This is a genomic window from Kitasatospora sp. NPDC042419, assembly GCF_056437345.1.
Genome location: NZ_JBWKAW010000042.1, coordinates 1 through 18,940 on the forward strand (window position 1 = coordinate 1; position 18,940 = coordinate 18,940).

Genomic DNA, 18,940 nt, shown 5'->3' on the forward strand with positions numbered 1-18,940 from the left:
GGTGAGCGCCACCACCTGGTGCCCGGCGGCGGCCAGGTGCTCGGTGACGGCGGAGCCGATGTAACCGGTCGCACCGGTGAGCAGAACCTTCATGACGTTCCTGTCTTGAGGAACGAGACGCTGCGTCTCGTTCGACGGCATGGTGACTTGCTTCGAAGCTGCGCAGTGCGCGCAGGGTTTCGCTTCAGGGATCGATCAGGTGTCCGGCCAGGCCGCGCACGGCTTCCCGCCCGCCTCCCCGAGGGGCGGGCGGGCGTGGGCGTGCACGGCACGGGCCGCCTCGTGGACGGTGAGGTCCCGCTGCCGAGCGGGCAGCAGCTCGGCGACCTCGGGCGCGCTGGGCCTGCGCCTCGATCCGGCCGAGGTCGGCGGCCTGCGGCCGGGACAGCGGGTAGGAGAGCGGGTGGGAGAACGGGTGGCGCGCGGGTGACACGCCGGATCATCGGGCGAGGGAGGCAGGCTCTAGGGCCGGGTGACGGTCGGAGCGTCCCGGGTACCCCACCGGTCGAGCACCGCGTAGGCAGGCTGCCATCGGTGCGCGTACGTGTGGTGCGCGGACTCGGGCAGGAGCTCCGTCAGAACGGCGGCCACGGTCCGCTCGGCGACGCCGTCCAGGAGCCACGGCAGGATCCGTGCCGCGTCGACCTCGATCCGCCGGGCGTGGACGCGCCCGAAGTGTTCCCACTGCTCCTTTCCCAGGATGGTCTGCACCAGCGGGAAGACGGTTTCCTCCTCGTGGCGGAGGTGTCCGCGCAGACCGGTGATCAGCGAGCCGGTGAGCTCACCGAACAGGTCGAGCCCGACATCGGGGCCGGCCAGCGTCCGGTCGATCGCTTCGAGCAGCAGCGCGAGCGCGGCGTGCTCGGCCTCGATCGCCTCCAGCCGCGCCAGGGAGAAGGGACGGCCGCTCAGGGCCTCGCGCAGGGAGGGCCAGAGGGCGTCGTCCTCGGCGGAGTGGTGGGCGTGCAGACCCCTCCGGAACAGCTCCCAGCCCGGGGCGGTGCGCAGCACGTTCCGGGGATCGGGATGGGCTCGGGCGGTGGCTCGGTCAAGGTGGTGCAACTCCCTTCGCAGTGCGTTGTGCATCGCGTACGTCACGGTCATGTCGAACCTGTCTCGCACGTCCGTCTGACTCCTGGTGCCGGTGGCCGGGTGAGCCCGTGGCAGGCAGTGGCGCCATGACTAGGTTCCTCCAGGAACAAAGCAGTGGAGAGCCACGCCTGACGGAGCGGGGCATCGTCGGAAGGGTGGCCGGGCGGGGGACGGCCGGGATCCCAGGCCCTCGACGAGCAGCCTGCCCGGGTGCCTCAAGCCTCCCGTGAGAGCCGTGCCCGGATCAACACAGGCTTCGTGCGTTGATCGATAACTCGACGGTTATCGCCGTACGGGAGCGGTGGTGGAGCGACACGACGGGGAGACCCCGCGGGCGCCGGCGTCACGCGTCGGCGAACGGCGAACGGCGAACGGCGAAGGCGGCATCCTCGGCTCCGCGGCGTGGCGGCGCCTCAGAACCGCAGTGCGCCGAGTTCGCGGACCGTGTCGGCGAGCGCGCCGATCAGCTCGTTCTCCGCCTCGGTCCGCCAGACCAGGGCGAAGGACAGGGCCGGCAGGTCCGTGACTGGTATCCAGCGGATGTTCGGCATGCCCCAGTGCCGGGTGACGTGGCTCGGGAAGCCGTGGATGATCTCGCCCATGCCGACCTGGTTGATCAGCTCCTCCGCGTTCACCACGAGGCGCCCGCGCTCGATCGTCCGGCCCTTGGACGTGTGGAAGGGCAGGTAGCTGTTCTCCCAGTAGTCCGGCATGGCGGGTGCGACGGCGTGCTGGGAGTCGGCGAACACCTCCAGTTGCACCGACGTTCGCCGGGCGAGCTCGTGGTCGGCGGCCACGGCCAGGATCCGGGAGTCCGTGCAGAGGATCGGGCCGACGGTGAGGTCCGGTTCCTCGACGGGCAGCCAGGTGACGAGGACGTCCATCTCGTTGTCACGCAGCCGGCCGAACGGGTCCGTGTACTCCAACTGGCGGATCTCCAGCTCCCACTGCGGATGCCGCGAGCGGAAGGTCCGCCAGTAGGTGTGCATGTCGACGACGTTGAACGGCATCATGCCGACCCTGAGCCGGCCGGTGACGCCGCGGGCGACCAGGCGCGCGCGTTCCAGGGACTCGTGCAGGCCCGTGTAGACCGGCTGCAGGTCGTCGCGCAGCTGGCGTCCGACACCGGTCAGGCGCACGGTGCGGCTGGTGCGTTCGAACAGGGGGGCGCCGATGCGCCGTTCCTGTTTCCGGATGGCCTGGCTGACCCGGGCCTGGGAGACCAGGAGCCGCTCGGCGGTCCGGCCGAAATGCAACTCCTCGGCCAGGACCAGGAATATCTCGATGTCCCGCAGCTCCACCACGCCCCCGTGTGCCCTCATCCGCCGACAACCCGGAGGCTGCCGAACCGCAGAAGTATATGTTGATCACGGTTCCGCGCGCAGAAGCAGCGGCCAGGGGCAGCGACCGGGAGCAGTGACCGGAGCGGACGTGCCGGACGGCGGACTCCTGCCCCGGCAGCGCACCCACGACCGGATCGAGTACGGAGGCTCGCCGAGCCGGCCGCGGGGCTGTCACAGGTGACGGGCACAATCGACCTCACCGCGATCACCGCACCCACCGGAGGCCCGCTTGTCCACGCTGTACGAGTTCGAGACCTGGGAGCCGCTGCTGCGTCTCCTGCGGACCGCACACGCGCAGGCGCTCGCCGTGCCGGGCGGCCAGGTGTCGGGAGACATCGGCCGCGGCTCGCACAGCGTGCCCGTGAAACTGCGGTACCCGCCGCGCGGGCGGGCCATGCTGGTGTCGGACAACCAGGAGGAGCACGACGCGATCGAGCGGGTGCGGGACACCCTCGCCGGGGCCGGAGTGACCGACATCGCCTTCAGCGCGGAGATCCCGCCGAACGGAGCGGCGGTCCTCCGGCTGTTCGAGCGCAGTCCGGCAGCCGATCCCGGCATCGGCAGTGCCGTGGGCGCGCTGACCCTGGTCGAGGGCGCCGTCCCCGAGCCCTGGCGCCGCCTGCCCGAGCCCGTGGAAGAGGCCCGGCCGGCCCCGTCCGCGGACGCGGCCCTGCTGGAGCGGACGCTGCGCGAGCGGATACCCGACGCGATCGGCGCCACCGAGGAGGAGATAGCCGCCGCCGAGGAGCGGCTGGGCCTGTCCCTTCCCGAGGAGGTCAAGGCGTTCTACCGGGTGACGCGGGCACGATGGGAGGACTGGCGGGACGACCACGAGGCCGAGATGCGCGTCCTCGGCGCGATCGGCTTCGAACCGAGCGCCTTGGAACACCTGGCCATCGCCGACCTGTCGTCCCGTTCGTCGTTCCGCTGGGAGCACGCGGCGACGGGCGCCGCCGTCACGGGACCCGACGATGCCGTACAGGACCTGGTCGGCTCTCCGGGGTGGATCGTGCTCGGCGGAACCGGTGGAGGGGACATGGTCGCCGTCGACCTGACGCCCGGCCCCCGCGGCCACACCGGCCAGGTGATCGTGCTCGACCACGAGCAGAGCATCGGCGCGTCGCTGTGGGCCGAATCGCTCACCGACCTGATCCTCGACCCCGACCGGACCTGGTACACCGGGCACCGGTGGGACAAGCCGCCGGTCACGGCCATCATCCACGACGAGTACGTCGGAGGCGTCGAGGCCGCCGCCCACCCCGCGCTGGAGGTCCTGCGGATCGGGGGGTGGAGCGGCGCGCCCCTGAGCCTCGCGCCCGTCGTCGGGCTGCCCCGCCTGCGTACTCTCTGCGCCTACCCCGGCACGCTCGCCGACCCGCTGGAGATCGCCGCGCTCACCGGTCTGGAGTTCCTCGAACTCTCGCCCGCCGACTGGCGGGTCCTGCTCGACGCCGGGGCCGTCCCGCGCGGCCTCTCGGCTGCCTCCATCCACACGTTCGGGAGCGGCGACCCGCGTTCCATCGTGGCCCTGGCCGACGAGATCCTCGCCCTCGGGGACCGCCCCCCGAGCACCGAGACCGTCGTCACCGGCGACCTCGGTCCGCTGCCGTAGCGCGCGACGTGTTCGCTCCCGCGGTCGCGCGAGGGGCCGGACACGCTCCCAGGACGCCCAGGCGCGGTGCGCTACGGCCCGTCAGCCCGGCATGGTGCCGGGCCGACGGGGCGCGTCGGGCCGGTCGGCCGTCGGGCCGCCGGGGCGCACATGAGCCGGTCGGCCGTCGGGCTGACGGCGGCGCACTTGGCCCGGTCGGCCGTCGGGCCGCCGGGGCGCGGCCGGCTCGCCGTTGACGTCCGCCGCCGGGATTCGGCGCGACCTCGCTCCCGACGCCACCACCCCCTCTCGATAGGCTCACCCCATGACCGCACGTCAGACCGACAGCACCTCGGGCACCGTCCAGCGCAGCTCCGGGCCGCACGAACCGTGCTCGGCCAGCGCGGACGACGCGGACGACGCGGACGACGCCGTCGCCGAGCCGTGCGGGCCACGGTCGCTGCCCGCCGCGCTCACGCACGGGCCGAGCCGGGAACTGCTCGCCGCCGGCGAGTTGTCCTGGTGCCACGCCTACCTGGACCTGCGGGCCGCGGCGGCCGAGCCCCTGGAGACGGCGGCAGACCGGTACGAGGGCCGTCTCGTCAGCGGTGCCGCGGGCCTGGACGCCGCAGGCCTGGACCCCGCGGGCCTGTTCGTCCTGGGCGAAGCCCAGTACCCCTCCGGCTCCGAGGACGTCACCGTGCTGCTCGACGGCGCGAGCGGCGCCGTGTACCTGGCCTGCCCCGACGACGGCGGCGTCCTGCGGCATGACCTGCTGGCCAGCAGCCCGCACACCCTGATCGCCCTGGTGACCGTACTGGAGGGCCTGAGCGTATGCGCTTCGGGCGCCTACGAGCCGGACGAGGGCGACGCCAGGCCGCCGTACGGCCCGGAGACAGTCGGTGCGGCCGTGCGGATCACCCTGCAGGAGATGCGCGAAGCCGATCCGGACCTGTGGGAGCGGACCGGCGGCCGGCCCGCGCACTGGGAGACGGCGCTGCAGGTCCGTGCGCTCGCCTGGGGCGCCGCTCCGGGGGAGCCGGGAGAACTCGCCTACGCCGTCGGGCCCGACCTGGTCGAGGACCTCGCGGCACGGGCCGGCGGGGGGACGGTCCGCCGGTTCACCGCCGAGGAACTGCCCGGGCAGCTCAGCCACGCACCGACGCGGCGCCTGCTCCTCGACGTGGGACTGCCGGTCGCCGACCGCTGCGTCCTGGCCGTCGCCGCCGACGGCCCGCTGACCACCGTGGCGCTGACGTACCCCGCGGACTACACGGACGACGGAGCCGTGGAGCCGACCGGCCGCCACCACCAGGGCGAGTACGTCGCGCTCGGCGGGTGGACGTACGACCTCGCGGTCGCACTCGACGGCGCCACCGGGCGGGTCGAACTGCCCGACTGGCACGACGGCGACGAGCCGGCCGCGTACCTGCACCGGGACCTCGCCGCCCTGCTCCACGTCCTGTGGACCCATGAACGGCTGCGCGCCGAACGCCGCCGCTGGACCGGCGCCCCCGCGCAGTTGCCCTGGGCCGTCTTCCGGCCTCGCGACCTCCTCGACAGCGTCGCCGAGGACGTCCTGCGGGCCCTCGACCCGCCGGCCTGGGCCACCCGGAGCCACTTCTGGCGCATCCGCGTCGACGACTGCCACATGGGCGAGCTGATCGGCTGAACGCACCGTCCGCGGTCCGCACTGCCCGCACTGCCCGCACTGCCCGCGCTGCCCGCACTGCCCGCGCTTGCCTGCGGAACACGCACCGACACCGCGCGGGGCCTGGGTGTGTCGGAGGCTTGCCGGGCGGCTCCGCGAGCGCTACGCAGCTCGGGTCGGGCCGGTGCGGCGGAGGACCATGAGCGAGTCCTCCAGCGCCGCCGTCATGGCGAAGGGGAACCGGTCGAGTTCGAGGCAGAGTGCGACGTCGTCGGGGTGGACCCCTTCGCGCACACCCTCCGTCAGCTCAAAGGCGGCGCGCGACTCGGCGGCGCGGCGCAGGAAGTCGGCGGCATCCGTCGTCCCGGTCTCGACCGCCCTACGCGCGATGTACTGAGCGCACGCCAGGTCCTCGTCGGCCTTCCCGTCCTCGCCGGTGACCACGAACGTGACGCTGTCAGGCGTGCGCGTCCGCAGGACCCGGGCCGTCGCCTCCGCCACCACGAAGCTCGCGCACAGCACCAGCGACGCCTCCTTGACCGCGAGGGCGCCGACCGTCCCCGCCGTGGTCTTCTGCACGACGGTCCGTCCGCCGAGGTCGACGGACCGCAGCAGTCCCGGCGAGTTGACGGCGTCGAACCCGGGCGCGGACGGACCGTCCTTGATCGCCACCCAGTCCGGATGGCGGGCCTTGAGCGCCAGGGCTTCGTCCAACGACTCGGCAAGAACGATCTTCTCCGCGCCCTGGGCGAAGGCCCAGGCGGCCACGGTGAAGGCACGCATGACGTCGACCACTACCGCTACGGACGGGGTTTCGGTCAGCTCGGCGATACCAAGGAAATGGGCGTCCATACGATCATGATCGCGCACGCCGGGCCCGGAGCAGCCGGAGAGTGATCCATGTCACATCCACGGCCTCGGAATGCGGCAGCCGCCGCCGAGCGCACCCTGCCGTCGGAGGCAGTGCCCCCGCATGGCATCAGTCGCCGGATCCCGGCCGTTCGGAGGAGGATTCGCTCGCGATCCCCACGGCCTCGGCGTACCACGTGACGAGGTCGGTCGTGAGATCACCGATCGAGTAGCCGATCTTCGTCCGGATGCCGTCCGGGCCGAGGAACACGGCCTTGAACGGCCACGGCCCCTCCATGTGGACCACGTGCTCCTCGGTGTCGTCGGTCAGGACGGCCGTGCGCCCGCCGTCGAGGGTGACGACCCAGTAGGCGCCGCCGTCCTCGGGGTCGTGGAACACCTGAATCCGGTCGGCGTCGATCCCCGCCGCCGACAGCGTGCCGAGGACACCGTACCGATGGGCGACCTCGCGGGAACTCCCCCTCCGCGTCACCCTGTTCGCGGCAGGCGACACGTGCGGCGGCCGGGTGAGGTCCGGTTCGGGGCGGTCGGCGGGGCCTTCCTCGTCCATGTGGACCGACCCTCCTTCGTGACGGCTGCGGGGGACCACAACTCTGCCGTACGAACTGCCGACAGGACACGGTGAGGCCTGTCCCATGTTCCCGTGGGTTCCCGCAGTCTACCGACCTTGGTGACGACCTCGGCAGCCGTCTGATCCGGTGCTCCCTCTCGTCCGTCCACGGTCGAGTGATTCCTGCTCGTTTCTCGGAAGTCCCGAAGTCTCTTCGGCTGTCATGGCGGAGTCGCCTGGTAGCCGAAGGGGAGGAACGGCGTGGCTCTGGCTGTCGGACCCTCTCCACCTCGCACACGTCTTCTCGATCGGCGCCAGGACAAGCCTCCACTTCACGACCGCCGTCGCCACCTCGGCCGCCGAACACGACCCGCGCACCCATGAAGCGGTGTGCCTTGGTCCCGATCGCCTAGCCGATGAGGGCCTCGGTGATCTGACGGGTGGTCTGCGCGGCGACCCGGGGGTTGACGGCGGCGTAGTGGGTGTAGGCGTTCAGGGCCGTGGCCAGCGCCCAGCCACGGCCCCGGATCCAGGTGGCGTCGTCCACGCCGAGCGCGGCGCGGAAAGCGGCCCGGCTCCCGGCCGACATCAGGGTGAAGGCGATCATCAGGTCGCAGGCCGGGTCGCCGATGCCGAGTCCGCCGAAGTCGATGACCGCACTGAGGCGGCCGTCGACGGTCAGCAGGTTGCCGGTATGGAAGTCGCCGTGGAACCAGACCGGCGGGCCGTCCCAATCGGGGGCTCTCAGCGCCGCCTCCCACAGCTCCGTCATGGCAGCGGTGTCGAACGGGCCGTCGACCTCTGCGATGGCGGCCCGCGTAGCCCGGTCCCGTGCAACCAGCAGCCGGACGGACAGCCCCCCACCAATCCGGTAGATCACATGGTTCGAGCCGGCCGGGTCGAGCAACTCCAAGGGCAGCTCGGCCCACTGCGGGAACTGCGTATCGACCAGGCGCCTGACCAGCGCGGCATCGATCGCGGGACGGGCGTCTGTGATTCTCCCGCTTGCCAAGAGCAGCTCCTGCAGTCGGCCCGCCACCTGCGGCAGGCAGTCGGAGCCATCACAGTGCGTCGCGTGGCGCCTGTCGACCGGTTTTCCCCACCGGCGTCACCGCTACAGGACTCCGCGCGCCGGTTTCTCGAAGCCGGCCCAGCGCGCCCCTTGGAACCCGCGGAGGCTGACGCCCGCTCCGAGGCGGGGCGCCCGGGCCACTCCCAATGGAGATGAGGTTAGGCCAGCCTAACTCTTGCTGGCCTGCAGGTCAGCCCACCCTCGAAGATCGAAGGCTGCGCATGCCCCGTGCCCGCCCGCAGCGGCCGAGCAAGGCCGAGCGACTCCTGACCGTCCTGACCGCGGCGCACTCCATGACCGTCGTCAGCGACGGACCCGGCCGGCAGGTGCACCGCCTCGACGGCCACGGTGTCATCGGCCGCATCCATCTCCACGACCCCTCGCCCGCGACGCCCCAGGACCCGGTCGGACGCATCCCCGTCCGCATGGAGTTCACCGACGTCGCCCCCACCCCGGTCCGTGACCGGGTACGCGCCCGGGTCACCGTCACCGGCCTGCTCGCCGAGCCCTACAGCGACTCGGCCGAGACCACGTGCGTGGAGTTCGGACAGGCGGTCATCGAGGACGCCGACGGCCTGAGCGACGTACCACTCGAAGCGCTGCACGGGAGCACACCGGATCCGCTCGCCTGCTGCGAGGCCGACATGCTCACCCACCTCCTCGACGACCACCCGGAACTGGTCCCCCTGCTGCTGCGGCTCGCCCCCCGCGACGCTCTCGCCTGCCGACCGACCCGCACCCTGCCCCTCGCGCTGGACCGCCACGGCATCACGCTGCGACTGGAGCGGCCCCACGGGCACACCGACGTCCGGCTGCCTTTCGCCACCCCCCTCACCGACCCCGAGGAGGCCGGGGTCCGGATCCAGGCCCTGCTCGCCCGGGCCCGGCGCCTGACCCACGCCAACCGCCTCCCCGCCTGACCGGCACGACCGGCACGACCGTCTGACCGGCACGACCGGGCACCTCGTCGACACCGCCGGTGCCGGGGCCCTGGAGTGAGCCGGCGAGGACGCCGCGCCCGCCGACGGCGTTCGGCCGGCTACCGGGCGGCCGCCTCAACCGCCGTAGCCGGCGCAGCCGGTGCGGCCGGTGCGGCCAGGGCCCGGCGGTCCGGCCGTGCGGGTGCCGGCACCGCGGCCTTGCGCGCGTGCAGGACGGTACCGCCGAGCGGCAGCGGCGAGCCGTCCACGAGTTCGAGGCCCGCGTCGGCCAGGAGCCGGGCGAAGTGGTCGGCGCGGCGTTCGCGGCCGCCGGTGTTGCACATCATGTGGAGGTCCCACGCGGTGGCCAGCGAGGTCGAGCCGTCGGCGGGCAGCACCCGCTCGACGACGAGCAGGTCGGCGTGGGCGGGCATCGCACGGGCCACGTGGCGCAGGATGTCCCGGCAGCGCTCGTCGCTCCAGTCGTGCAGCACCCGCGAGAGCAGGTAGACGTCCGCGTCCGGCGGTACGTCCGCGAAGTCGCCCGTGAGGTACGTGCAGCGCCCGCCGCAGCCCGCCGTGTCCAGCAGCCTGCGGGCGGCGGCGACGGCGTGCGGCCGTTCGAGCAGGACGCCGCGCAGACGCGGGTGCGCGGCCAGGATGCGTCCGAGCAGTTCCCCGTTCCCCCCGGCGACGTCGACGACGGTGCCGGGAACGGGTGCCCGGCCCGCGGCCGTGAGGGCGGGGTGTTCCGGAATCGGCTCGAACATCCGGGAGCTCGCGGCCATCGACCGGTCGAACAGCTCCGCCAGTTCGGGGTCGCGGGCGAAGTGGTCGAAGTGGTTCTCGCCGAAGAGGTGGTCGAAGGCGGCCTGTCCGGTCCGCACCGTGTGCCCGAGTTCCGCGAAGGAGCGGTAGAACGGGCCGCCGTACATCAGTGCCAGCGGCTGCATCGATCCCGGGGCGTCCGTCCTGAGGAGCGCGCCCGTCCCGGTGAGCCGGAAGCCGTCCGGGTGGTGGGCCACCACGTCCAGCATCACGAGGTAGCGCAGGAGGGTCGCGAGGCTCTGCGGGTGGGCGCCGATCCGGTGCGCCAGCGCCTCGGCCGTGGTCCCCGTACGGGTGTCCAGGGCGTCGGGCGCCCCCAGGCGCGCGAACACCGCGAGGGCCTGGGTCGTCCAGGCTCCGGTGAGCAGGTGCAGGAGCGTTTCGGCGTGGCGGTGCGGTTCGGCGTGCGCATGCGGTTCGGCGTGATGGTGAGGTTCGGCCTGCGGGTGCGGTCCGGCCTGCGGGTGAGGTTCGGCCTGCGGGCGCGGTCCGGCGGGCCGGTGCGGGTGGCTCCGCCCCGGGCCGTCGCCCGGTGGGCGCGCCTGCTCGCCCAAGTGGGCCGCCAGGACGTCCGGGTGGGCGCCCGCCACGTGGAGCTCCAGCCGCCGGTACCCGGTCTCCGAGCCGGCGGGAGCGGTGAAGTAGAGGACGGTGCCGTCCTCGTGCGGGTTGTATCCCCCGCCGTCGGGGCTCGCGCCGTGCCGGGCGAGGAGCGCGCACAGGCCGTCCAGGACGAGCGGGTCCGCGGAGCCGACCTCGAAGGCGAGGTGTGCCTCGTGCTGCACGGCCCGCTCGTGTGCGGCGAGCGCGGCCAGTCCGGAGCCCGGCGGAACGGTCAGCGCGAACACCTCGACCACCCGGGGCTCGCCGCCCGGGCCGTGCAGTGGCGGCCGCAGGATGGCGACGTCCAGGGCCGCCGGGTCGTGCCCGTGCCGTAACGCCAGCCGCTCCCGGACGACGGTGCTGGGCGTCGGCGGGGTGTCGGCGACCAGTCCGCAGGCGGCCAGCTGACCGTGCAGGGTCGCCTCGTCCGGCGGGAAGACCAGGAGTGCGGCGTGCGCGAAGTGGCAGCGGTCCGCCAGCGCCCGCAGCTGCGGTCCGTGGAGGCCGGGGAGCAGGAGCCGGAGCAGGGCGGTGCTGTCCTGTTCCCGGACGAACGCGGCCGCCGCGAGCAGCCGGGCTGCGTCGTCGTCCGGGGACGTCGTCGTGGCTGTCATGGCTGTCGTGGTCGTTGCGGTCGTCGGGGTCGTCGTGGCTGTCGGGGTCGTCATGGCGTGGGTCCTTGTTCGGCATTGGGGGCCGGGGTCCGGGGCCGGGGTCCGGGTGAACGGCGGGGCGGGGCGGGACGGGCGGCGCGGCGGAGTGGGAGGCTCAGACGCCGACGTAGTTCGCCGCGAACCAGTCCTGATGGGTGCGCGATGTGCGCAGTGCTTCGAGGGGCGAGTCCCCCGGGGATGCGGGGAACGGATTCGCCCCCCGGGCCCGCAAGGATTCGTGGAAGAACGATTCGCCACCCGGAGCGGCCGTGCGGTGCAGCAGCCGGATCATCCAGTGCGAGAACTCCTGCGCGCGCCAGATGCGGGCCAGGGCGAGTTCCGAGTACCGGTCCAGGGCTCCGGGATCGCCGTGCGCGAGGTCGGCGATCAGGGCGTGGGCGAGCAGTTCCGCCTCCAGGACCGCGAGGTTGGCCCCCTTCGCGGCGGACGGGCTGATCAGGCTCGCGGCGTCCCCCGCCAGGAGGAGCGATCCGTGGCGCAGCGGTTCGACGACGTCGGACTCGAAGTCGACGACGCCGCGGTGGAGGATCCGGCCGCGGTTCAGGGGCCCGTGCTCCGCCGCGTACATCCGCGTTTCGAGCTCGTCCCAGAGGTGTTCGTCGGACCGGGCTCCGGCCTCGGTGCCGCGTTCGCACTCCAGGTAGTAGCGCGTGACCTCGGGCGTGCGGGCCATGTGCCCGGCGAAGCCGCGGTCGTGGACCGCGTAGCCCACGGCGTCGAGGCTCGGCGGTGCCTCGGCGAGCAGGCCGAGCCAGGAGACGCCGTGGTCCCGGTGGTGGCGTACGGTGCCGCGCGGCAGGGACCGCCGGGCCGCGCCGTGCCGGCCGTCGCAGCCGGCCACGTACCTGGCCCGCCATCGGCCGGGACGGCCGTCCGCCTCCCGCGCGGTCACGGACGGACGGGTCGTCCCCGCGTCGTGCACGGCCAGCGCCTCGGTCCCGAAGTGGATCCGCCCGCCTGCCTCCAGGTAGTACGTCAGCAGGTCCGTGACCAGGTCCTGTTGGGGGTAGACGGTGTGCCGCTCACCCCGGCCGAGCCTGCCGTAGTCCAGCCGGAAGCGGCCTTCGGCGGTGCGGAACTCGCAGACGCCGTGCGGCAGGCCGTGCCGGTGCAGGCCCTCGGCCAGACCGTGGCGGTCCAGGATCCGCACGGTGTTGGCCGCGAGGAAGCCGGCCCGTGCCCTGGTCTGGACGCGGGCGCGGTCGGCGCGTTCCAGGACGACGCAGTCGATCCCGTTCCGGTGGAGCAGGTTCCCCAGGAGGAGGCCGGCGGGGCCTGCACCGAGGACCACGACATCGGCCGACTGTAAGTCCGTTCTGCTGCTCTGACTGTTCGTCACAGGAAGTGGATCATAATCACCGATAGCGGTTCGGAATGGCGCCAGTAACCCGAATTGCCTACTTTGACGACAATCCTTACGACGGCCGCCGACGCCGGCCGGCTGACGCGACGTCCACGAACGCCCCGCCGCCGGTCCACCGGACCGCGCAAGGTCGACCCCGTCGCGGTCGCCACGACGGCTGTCGATCCGACTGCCGGTCAACCTGCCTCACCGAGCCGGTCGGCGAGGTCCGCCGGCAGGCGCGCCCGATTGCCGGTACCTCCCGGCACCATCGCGGCATGAAGGCCGAAACGACGGAACGGGGGGTGAGGAACATCCATGCCAGATCGTGCGCCAAGGCCGGATCGTGGCTGGTGGGCGACTGACGGGTCGTCGGTGCCGGGGCCGAAAAGGTTGAGCGTGATCCACACCGGGGGCGTGACCGAGGTGCGCGCCGAAGGGGCAATGTGATGATCTTGAAGCCCCGAGCTCCCGTCCCGTCACCCATTCGGGTGCTTCGTCTCCTTGTCTCATTGTCCGGACCACCTGCAGGCCTGGAGACTGTTCGACATGATCAGAGCAAGAGCATCCCGGCTCCTCGCCCTCACAGCCTCAAGTGCCCTGCTCCTGATGGGCGTTCAGGCTGCTCCCGCGTCGGCTCAGGTCGACTGCACCGGGGGTTACTCGGTCCACGGGGCCATCTGGACCGAATACACCCAGACGCCGGGCGTACAGGAATCCCTGGGCTGTCCGAAGTCCGACGAAATCCCGCTCCCCGACGGCAAGGGCGTACGCCAGGTCTTCGAGCACGGCTCGATCTACTGGAGCCCCGACAGTGGGGCCCACGCGATCTGGGGCCTCATCGGCGACAAGTGGGGACAGCTCGGCTGGGAAGGCGGCAGCCTCGGTTACCCCACCAGCGACGAAAGCCGGCTCCCCGACGGGAAGGGCGTACGCCAGGTCTTCCAGGGCGGCTCGGTCTACTGGTCCCCCAACACCGGTGCACACCCCGTCTGGGGTCGCATCGGCGAACGCTGGGGAACGGCCCAGTGGGAGACCGGCCGCTACGGCTACCCGATCAGCGACGAAGTCCAGGTTCCGGGTGTCAAGGGCGTCAGCCAGATGTTCGAGCACGGCCCCATCGCGTGGTCTCCCGAGGAGACTCCCAACCCACAGTACGCACAGGCACGCGACCTGTACCTGACGCCCAACAGCACTACGCGTGACGGGGGTCGGCAGGAGGCCGCACACCTGCTGCCCCTGGGAGGAGACCGGGGGATCGTCGTCGTACGCGGCTACATCGCCACCGACAACAACCCGGTGAACGACATCATCGGCAACCACCGCCAGTGGAGCACCGACCCGGCCGCCGAATCCAAGGTGACCGTCGCGTGGGACACCGAAACGGGCCGCGTCGGCGTCTACGTCGAACACTCCTGCGTCCATGACCCCAGCTCCACGCTGAACGGATGCCACGACGCCAAGCCCCTCCTCCGCACCTCGCACGCCGAAGCCGTCCAGGACGACCCGATCCCCCAGAATGAATACTGGGTCGAGCCCACCGCCGGCGGGGGCATCAAGGTGTCGATCTCGGCGGTCAACTCCTTCGTGGACATCCCGGGCTACCAGTTCGGAGACCTCGGCCGGATCAACGCGACCTGGTACCTGACGCCGCACGGGTACGACGACAGGAACAAGTCCTTCACCGGCTTCGACATCACGACGACGAAGGACAGGTTCCCGTCGTGGGAAGTCCTGCGCTACCCCAGTCGCCTCGACAACGCCGGCGCCCCGCAGGCCAAATGGCAGGGCTCCGTCTGGCAGACCCGCGTCAGCGACCTGAAAGCCCCCCAGCACACCTGTACCCGGAACGACCCGGATTCCCAGAACGCCACCATGGCGTGCACCGGCTGAGCCCGTAGCGGCACGACGAAGCCCCTCGTCAGCCTCCGGGCCGGCGAGGGGCTTTCGTCGTCGAGATCCACTGATTACCCCTTCACGGACCGGATTCCCCCGTTCCCCGAGGCCGCCGTGCGGCGGGTCCTCACGGCGTGGAACCCGGGCCGTCGCCACCGGGTCGACGGACGACGGCGCCGAGACGGAGTACCACTTCGCCCCGGACGGCGAGGTGCTCTCCGTGGCGGTCGGCCAGAGCGGGCGGCGGCGCCGGCTCGACCATCGCGGCCACCGCCGCAGCGGGATCCTTGCACGGCACCACCGCCTCAGGAACCCGATCCAGCCCCCTGTCCGGGTTCCCCGCAAACCACGTCCGCACCGTGCCCGGCTACAGGAGGACGAGCAGCTTGGTGCCCGGCACCAGCTTCCGGTTGACGGAGGTCGACTGGACGAACACGGTGTACGACGGGTTGTCGCCCGGCTTCACCGTGGCCTCCGACGTCGGCAGGCCGAGGAGTCGGCGGGCCGCCGGGCCCGAGAACACCCGGCCCGTCATCCGGCCGGTGGCCGGGTCCTTCTCCGCCACGGCGAGCTGCTTGTTGCCCTGGATCTTCTCGCGCTTGGACAGCTCGTAGAAGGCGCAGCCGGACTTGTACGAGTGCCCGGTGCTCGTGACGAAGTCGCGGATCGGCGCCTGCTCGTCGACCGGGACGAGGACGTACTTGCCGGTGTCCAGGGCGTCGAGGTTGGCCTTGACCTCGTCGGTGCTCAGGTCCTGGCCCATGGCGAACAGGTTCCTGGTGCCGCGCACGCCCTGTTCCCGGCCCCGCAGGAAGCTCGTGGCGGCCGTTTTGACGGTGCCGATGGCCTCCTCGACGCCCTTGCCGGAGTCCGCGTCCCAGACCGCGATGTTGCCCGCCGGGAAGCCGTACTCCTGAGCGGTGCGCTTGGCCAGGGAGTTCGGGACCAGGATCGCCGACGTCCAGTGGTCGGGGAGGTCGTCCATCGCGCCCTGGATGCGGTCCATCCACGTGCGCAGGACGGCCTTGCCCGGGCCGGCGCCGAGGCGGGTGTGCATCCGGCCGCTCTCCGAGAAGCCGGAGGCGTTCTCCTCACCGTCGGTGACGACGACCTGGAGGAAGGAGTGCTCCCCGTACCCCTCCCAGATGTTCTTCAGGTCGTCGACGGACTTCACGGCCGCCTCGATCAGCGCCGTCGCACCGTTGTCGACCTTGTAGACGCCCTGCAGGGACGGCAGGTGCTTGACGTCCATGTCCCAGACGAGGTTCCGCACCTCGTGGTCGAACGCGTAGAGGCTGATGCGGGTCTCGTGGCCGAGCCGGTCGGACTCCTCCTGGAGGCCCTTCACGAACTCGTCCACCACGCGGACGAGCTGCGACTCGTGCCGGCGCATCGAACCGGACTTGTCGACCACGAGCGAGACGTGGTTGACCTTGTGGTTGATCCTGGTCGCAGACATGGTTCCACCCCATTTTCCGACGCCTTCTCCGACGCCCTTCCGGCGTCCCCTCCAGCGTTGATCCCACACTACGGGCGGGCACTGACAGTCCGTCCTGACCTGGGCGCTTCCGCGGATTCCCACCGCTCGCACGCCGAATGATCGGGCACTGACGGCCGGACGAAATACGCTGCTCGGAGGAGACCTCGCCGATCGGGTTGGCTGCGGACCCGCGGGCGCCCGCACACCCGGGCCGTTCTGCCGACAGTGAAGAACGGACCGACCGGGGCCGGCAATCACTAGAGTCCGGTCCCATGACGACAATCACCACACGAACGGTCGAATACCCGGCCGACGGCCTGACGATGATCGGGCACCTCGCACTCCCCTCCGGAGCGGGCCGCCGGCCCGCGGTCCTGCTCGGGCCCGAGGGGCCCGGCCTGAACGACTTCCAGCGTCGCCGGGCCGACGCCCTCGCCGAACTGGGCTACGTGGCACTGGCCTTCGACATCAACGGCGGGCGCTGGTTCACCGACCGGGAGGAGATGCTGGCGCGCGCGACCCCGTTACTCGCCTCCCCCGACCGGATGCGGGACATAGGGCATGCGGCGCTCGACGTGCTGCGTGCCGAACCACGGACCGACCCCGACCGGATCGCCGCCGTCGGCTACGGCACCGGAGGCGCGATCCTGCTGGAACTCGGGCGCGACGGCGTCGACCTGCGGGCCATCGCGACGATCAACGCCCTGACCACCGGCCGCCCGGGCGAGGCGGCGCGGATCCGTTGCCCCGTCTGGGCCGGGGTCGGATCGGAGGACCCGATCATGCCCGCCGAGCAACGGGACGCCTTCGCCGCCGAGATGCAGGCCGCGGGTGTGGACTGGCGCCTCGTGGTCTACGGCGGGGCCCTGCACGCGTTCCACCACCCGCCGGTCGACAAGCCCGTGGTCCCCGGCGTCGGCCACCACCCGCTGCACGCGAAGCGGGCCTGGCACGACATCGTCGGCCTGCTCGCCGAATGCCTGCCCGTCACGGAGTAGGCCGCGGGATCATCCGCCCGCCGCGGGGGCTCGGCCGGAGCGGTGCCGGAGCCGAGACCCGGCGTCCAACCCTCCTGGCCGGCCGCGGAGTTGCTGCGCCGCGGCTCGCCCGCACCACGAACCCAGCGCGCGCCGGTCGGCCGTGAGCGCCCGGTGGCGGACCACCGGGCGCTCGGTCTGCCGTCGCGCGCCGGGCTCGCGGCGCGGGCAGCGGTTCCCGGTCAGTCCTGGTCGTCCAGGCCCTGGCCCTGGTCGCCGACCTCGCTGCCGCTGTCGCCGGCGCTGCTGCCGTTGCCGTTGCCGCTGCCGTCGCCGCTGCCGGCACCGTGGTGACCGGTCGGGCGGGCGAAGACCTGGTAGTCGGTGCCCTCCGGGCCGCCGGCGCCGGGGAGCAGGTTGCCGCTGGTCGAGCCGAACACCACCGTCTCGCCGCGGGCGTCGACGACCGGGTCGATCGAGGAGCCGTTGCCGGGCGAGCCGTCCGGCGCGGTGGCGACCCGCTCGGTTCGGCCGGTGCGCAGGTCGTGGCGGTAGACGTCCCAGCCCGGGTGCTGCGGGCCCGCCACCAGGTTGTCGGCGGCGGAGGAGAAGTAGACCCAGCGGTTGTCGGCGGTGATCCGCCCGTGGTCGGACGAACCGACCGAGGCGGTGCCGGGCAGACCCCCGCTGATCTTCGTCACGGTGCCCTTCCTGAGGTCCCGGACGTACAGCACCGTGTGGTACCGGTGGCCGTTGGTCGACCCGCCGGGCTCGCGCAGGGCGTAGATCGCGCGCCGCCCGTCGGGGCTGATCGTCGCGTCGAAGCTCGCGTACCCGAGCTTGCCGTCGAGGTCGAGGCTCGCCGCGGAGATGCGGCCGGACGCCACGTCGTACGTGTAGTAGGCGCCGGTCGTCGGCCGGGCCAGGCTCTCCCGGGCGCCGCGGGGCAGGGCCAGGGCGGTACCCGCGGCGGCACCCGGGGCCGGCTCGACGTCGGCGGTGGCGGCGCCCTCGGCGGCCGGGGCGGCGAGGGCGGGGGTCTCCTCGGCGGGCAGCAGGTTGCCGGCGAGCGAGGTGAAGCCGACGGTGCGACCGTCCGCGCTGATCGTCGGGTTGAGGGACATGCTGTCGCCCGGCTTGCCGTCGACGCCGCGGGTCACCAGGCGGGTCTTCCCCGTCCAGCGGTCGGTGACGTAGATGTTGTAGTCCCAGGTGTAGGGCCTGGCCAGCGTGGGGCCGTCGCCCTGGAGGTCCGGGACGAGGTCCGTCCGACTGGAGACGAAGGCCACGTAGCGGCCGTTCGCGCTGATCGAAGGCGCGTACGAGGCGTGGAACCGGTCGGTGTCGGTGCTGGTCAGTCCACCGCTGACCAGTTCGGTGCGGCCGGTCCTCCGGTCACGGACGTACACCTCGTCGCGCCCCTGGACCTGCTTGCCGGGCACCACGTTCTCGGCGTCGCTCTCGAAGGCGACGTAGCGGCCGTCGGCGTTGATCGCGACGTAGTCGGTGAAGCCGTCCAGCACCTGGTCGTCGTCCGACAGGTTGATCCGCTCGGTGCGGCCGGTCCGCAGGTCGCGGACGTACGCGTCGCGTCCGCTCTTCGCGGGCTGGGACACCAGGTTCGTGGCCCAGGAGGTGAACAGGGCGTAGCGGCCGTCGGCACTGATCCCCCGGCTCCACGACTGACTGTCCGGCACCGCGCCGTTCAGCCCGACACTGACCTGGACGGTGCCGCTCAGTGCCGGACGGGCTTGCGCCGGGGCAGCCGTCGTGGCGATGACGGCGGCCGCCACGAGGACGCTGCCGCCTCCGGCAAGCCACCGGCTCCGGGTGGTACGGGTACTGCGTGCCATGAAGTCTGTCCCTCCCATGTGATCGCCCGCCCGGGCTCCCTCCCGGCATCGGGCTCCAGGAGAGCCAATCCGTCGGACGGCACGGCGGTCAACGGTCGCGGGCGAACAGCGCGGAAGATACGCCAACGGGCGTATCCGGAGGCGTGAGGACACGGACGGCACGGGGACGTGTCCGAACGTGGCCGGGGCCGGAAGCCG

At 72.3% G+C, this 18,940-nt stretch carries 15 protein-coding genes; 5 read left to right on the forward strand and 10 right to left on the reverse strand.

The window, feature by feature from the left end:
- The 3 genes from AC067J_RS40245 to AC067J_RS40255 all read right to left on the reverse strand — a co-directional run.
- A partial coding sequence (locus AC067J_RS40245) for an NAD-dependent epimerase/dehydratase family protein (protein ID WP_478307796.1) occupies positions 1 to 141 on the reverse strand: 141 nt, incomplete at its 3' end.
- A 321-nt stretch (positions 142 to 462) separates the two neighbouring features.
- Positions 463 to 1,122, reverse strand: coding sequence for a hemerythrin domain-containing protein (locus AC067J_RS40250; protein WP_478307766.1), 660 nt, complete (start codon positions 1,120 to 1,122; stop codon positions 463 to 465).
- 383 nt (positions 1,123 to 1,505) lie between these two features.
- Entirely contained in the window at positions 1,506 to 2,414 is a 909-nt protein-coding gene (locus tag AC067J_RS40255; protein ID WP_478307767.1) for a LysR family transcriptional regulator, read from the reverse strand.
- Between the two features lie 250 nt (positions 2,415 to 2,664).
- Between AC067J_RS40255 and AC067J_RS40260 the strand changes: the two genes are divergently transcribed.
- A complete protein-coding gene (locus AC067J_RS40260; protein ID WP_478307768.1) occupies positions 2,665 to 4,047 on the forward strand; it encodes an SMI1/KNR4 family protein in 1,383 nt (460 codons plus the stop codon).
- Positions 4,048 to 4,351: 304 nt separating this feature from the next.
- The gene (locus AC067J_RS40265) at positions 4,352 to 5,698 is read left to right on the forward strand and encodes an SUKH-4 family immunity protein (protein ID WP_478307769.1); all 1,347 of its coding nucleotides are present in this window, start codon (positions 4,352 to 4,354) and stop codon (positions 5,696 to 5,698) included.
- Between the two features lie 141 nt (positions 5,699 to 5,839).
- Here AC067J_RS40265 and AC067J_RS40270 read toward each other — a convergent pair whose 3' ends face one another.
- The 3 genes from AC067J_RS40270 to AC067J_RS40280 all read right to left on the reverse strand — a co-directional run bounded on the left by AC067J_RS40270 (position 5,840) and on the right by AC067J_RS40280 (position 8,109).
- Entirely contained in the window at positions 5,840 to 6,529 is a 690-nt protein-coding gene (locus AC067J_RS40270) for a 2-phosphosulfolactate phosphatase (RefSeq protein ID WP_478307770.1), read from the reverse strand.
- Between the two features lie 127 nt (positions 6,530 to 6,656).
- The gene (locus AC067J_RS40275) at positions 6,657 to 7,097 is read right to left on the reverse strand and encodes a hypothetical protein (protein ID WP_478307771.1); all 441 of its coding nucleotides are present in this window, start codon (positions 7,095 to 7,097) and stop codon (positions 6,657 to 6,659) included.
- Positions 7,098 to 7,506: 409 nt separating this feature from the next.
- Positions 7,507 to 8,109, reverse strand: coding sequence for a phosphotransferase (locus tag AC067J_RS40280; RefSeq protein ID WP_478307772.1), 603 nt, complete (start codon positions 8,107 to 8,109; stop codon positions 7,507 to 7,509).
- 275 nt (positions 8,110 to 8,384) lie between these two features.
- On the opposite strand from AC067J_RS40280, the gene AC067J_RS40285 reads away from it, so the two are divergent.
- Positions 8,385 to 9,089 (forward strand): DUF2470 domain-containing protein, encoded by a 705-nt coding sequence (locus AC067J_RS40285; protein WP_478307797.1) that lies wholly within the window; start codon positions 8,385 to 8,387, stop codon positions 9,087 to 9,089.
- Between the two features lie 119 nt (positions 9,090 to 9,208).
- Here the strand turns inward: AC067J_RS40285 and AC067J_RS40290 are convergent, their stop codons facing one another.
- Together AC067J_RS40290 and AC067J_RS40295 are read right to left on the reverse strand one after the other, a co-directional pair.
- Positions 9,209 to 11,134: a methyltransferase gene (locus AC067J_RS40290; RefSeq protein WP_478307773.1), complete on the reverse strand. Its 1,926-nt coding sequence runs from the start codon at positions 11,132 to 11,134 to the stop codon at positions 9,209 to 9,211.
- A gap of 154 nt (positions 11,135 to 11,288) precedes the next feature.
- Positions 11,289 to 12,485 carry a 4-hydroxybenzoate 3-monooxygenase gene (locus tag AC067J_RS40295; RefSeq protein WP_478307774.1) on the reverse strand — a complete coding sequence of 399 codons (1,197 nt, stop codon included), beginning with the start codon at positions 12,483 to 12,485 and terminating at the stop codon, positions 11,289 to 11,291.
- A 660-nt stretch (positions 12,486 to 13,145) separates the two neighbouring features.
- Here AC067J_RS40295 and AC067J_RS40300 point away from each other — a divergent pair.
- A complete protein-coding gene (locus AC067J_RS40300; protein ID WP_478307775.1) occupies positions 13,146 to 14,429 on the forward strand; it encodes an LGFP repeat-containing protein in 1,284 nt (427 codons plus the stop codon).
- Positions 14,430 to 14,799: 370 nt separating this feature from the next.
- Here the strand turns inward: AC067J_RS40300 and AC067J_RS40305 are convergent, their stop codons facing one another.
- Positions 14,800 to 15,891 carry a vWA domain-containing protein gene (locus tag AC067J_RS40305; protein WP_478307776.1) on the reverse strand — a complete coding sequence of 364 codons (1,092 nt, stop codon included), beginning with the start codon at positions 15,889 to 15,891 and terminating at the stop codon, positions 14,800 to 14,802.
- A gap of 293 nt (positions 15,892 to 16,184) precedes the next feature.
- Here AC067J_RS40305 and AC067J_RS40310 point away from each other — a divergent pair, with 293 nt between their 5' ends.
- Positions 16,185 to 16,910, forward strand: coding sequence for a dienelactone hydrolase family protein (locus AC067J_RS40310; protein WP_478307777.1), 726 nt, complete (start codon positions 16,185 to 16,187; stop codon positions 16,908 to 16,910).
- Between the two features lie 221 nt (positions 16,911 to 17,131).
- Here AC067J_RS40310 and AC067J_RS40315 read toward each other — a convergent pair whose 3' ends face one another.
- Positions 17,132 to 18,742, reverse strand: coding sequence for a TolB family protein (locus AC067J_RS40315; protein WP_478307778.1), 1,611 nt, complete (start codon positions 18,740 to 18,742; stop codon positions 17,132 to 17,134).
- Between the last annotated feature and the right edge of the window lie 198 nt (positions 18,743 to 18,940).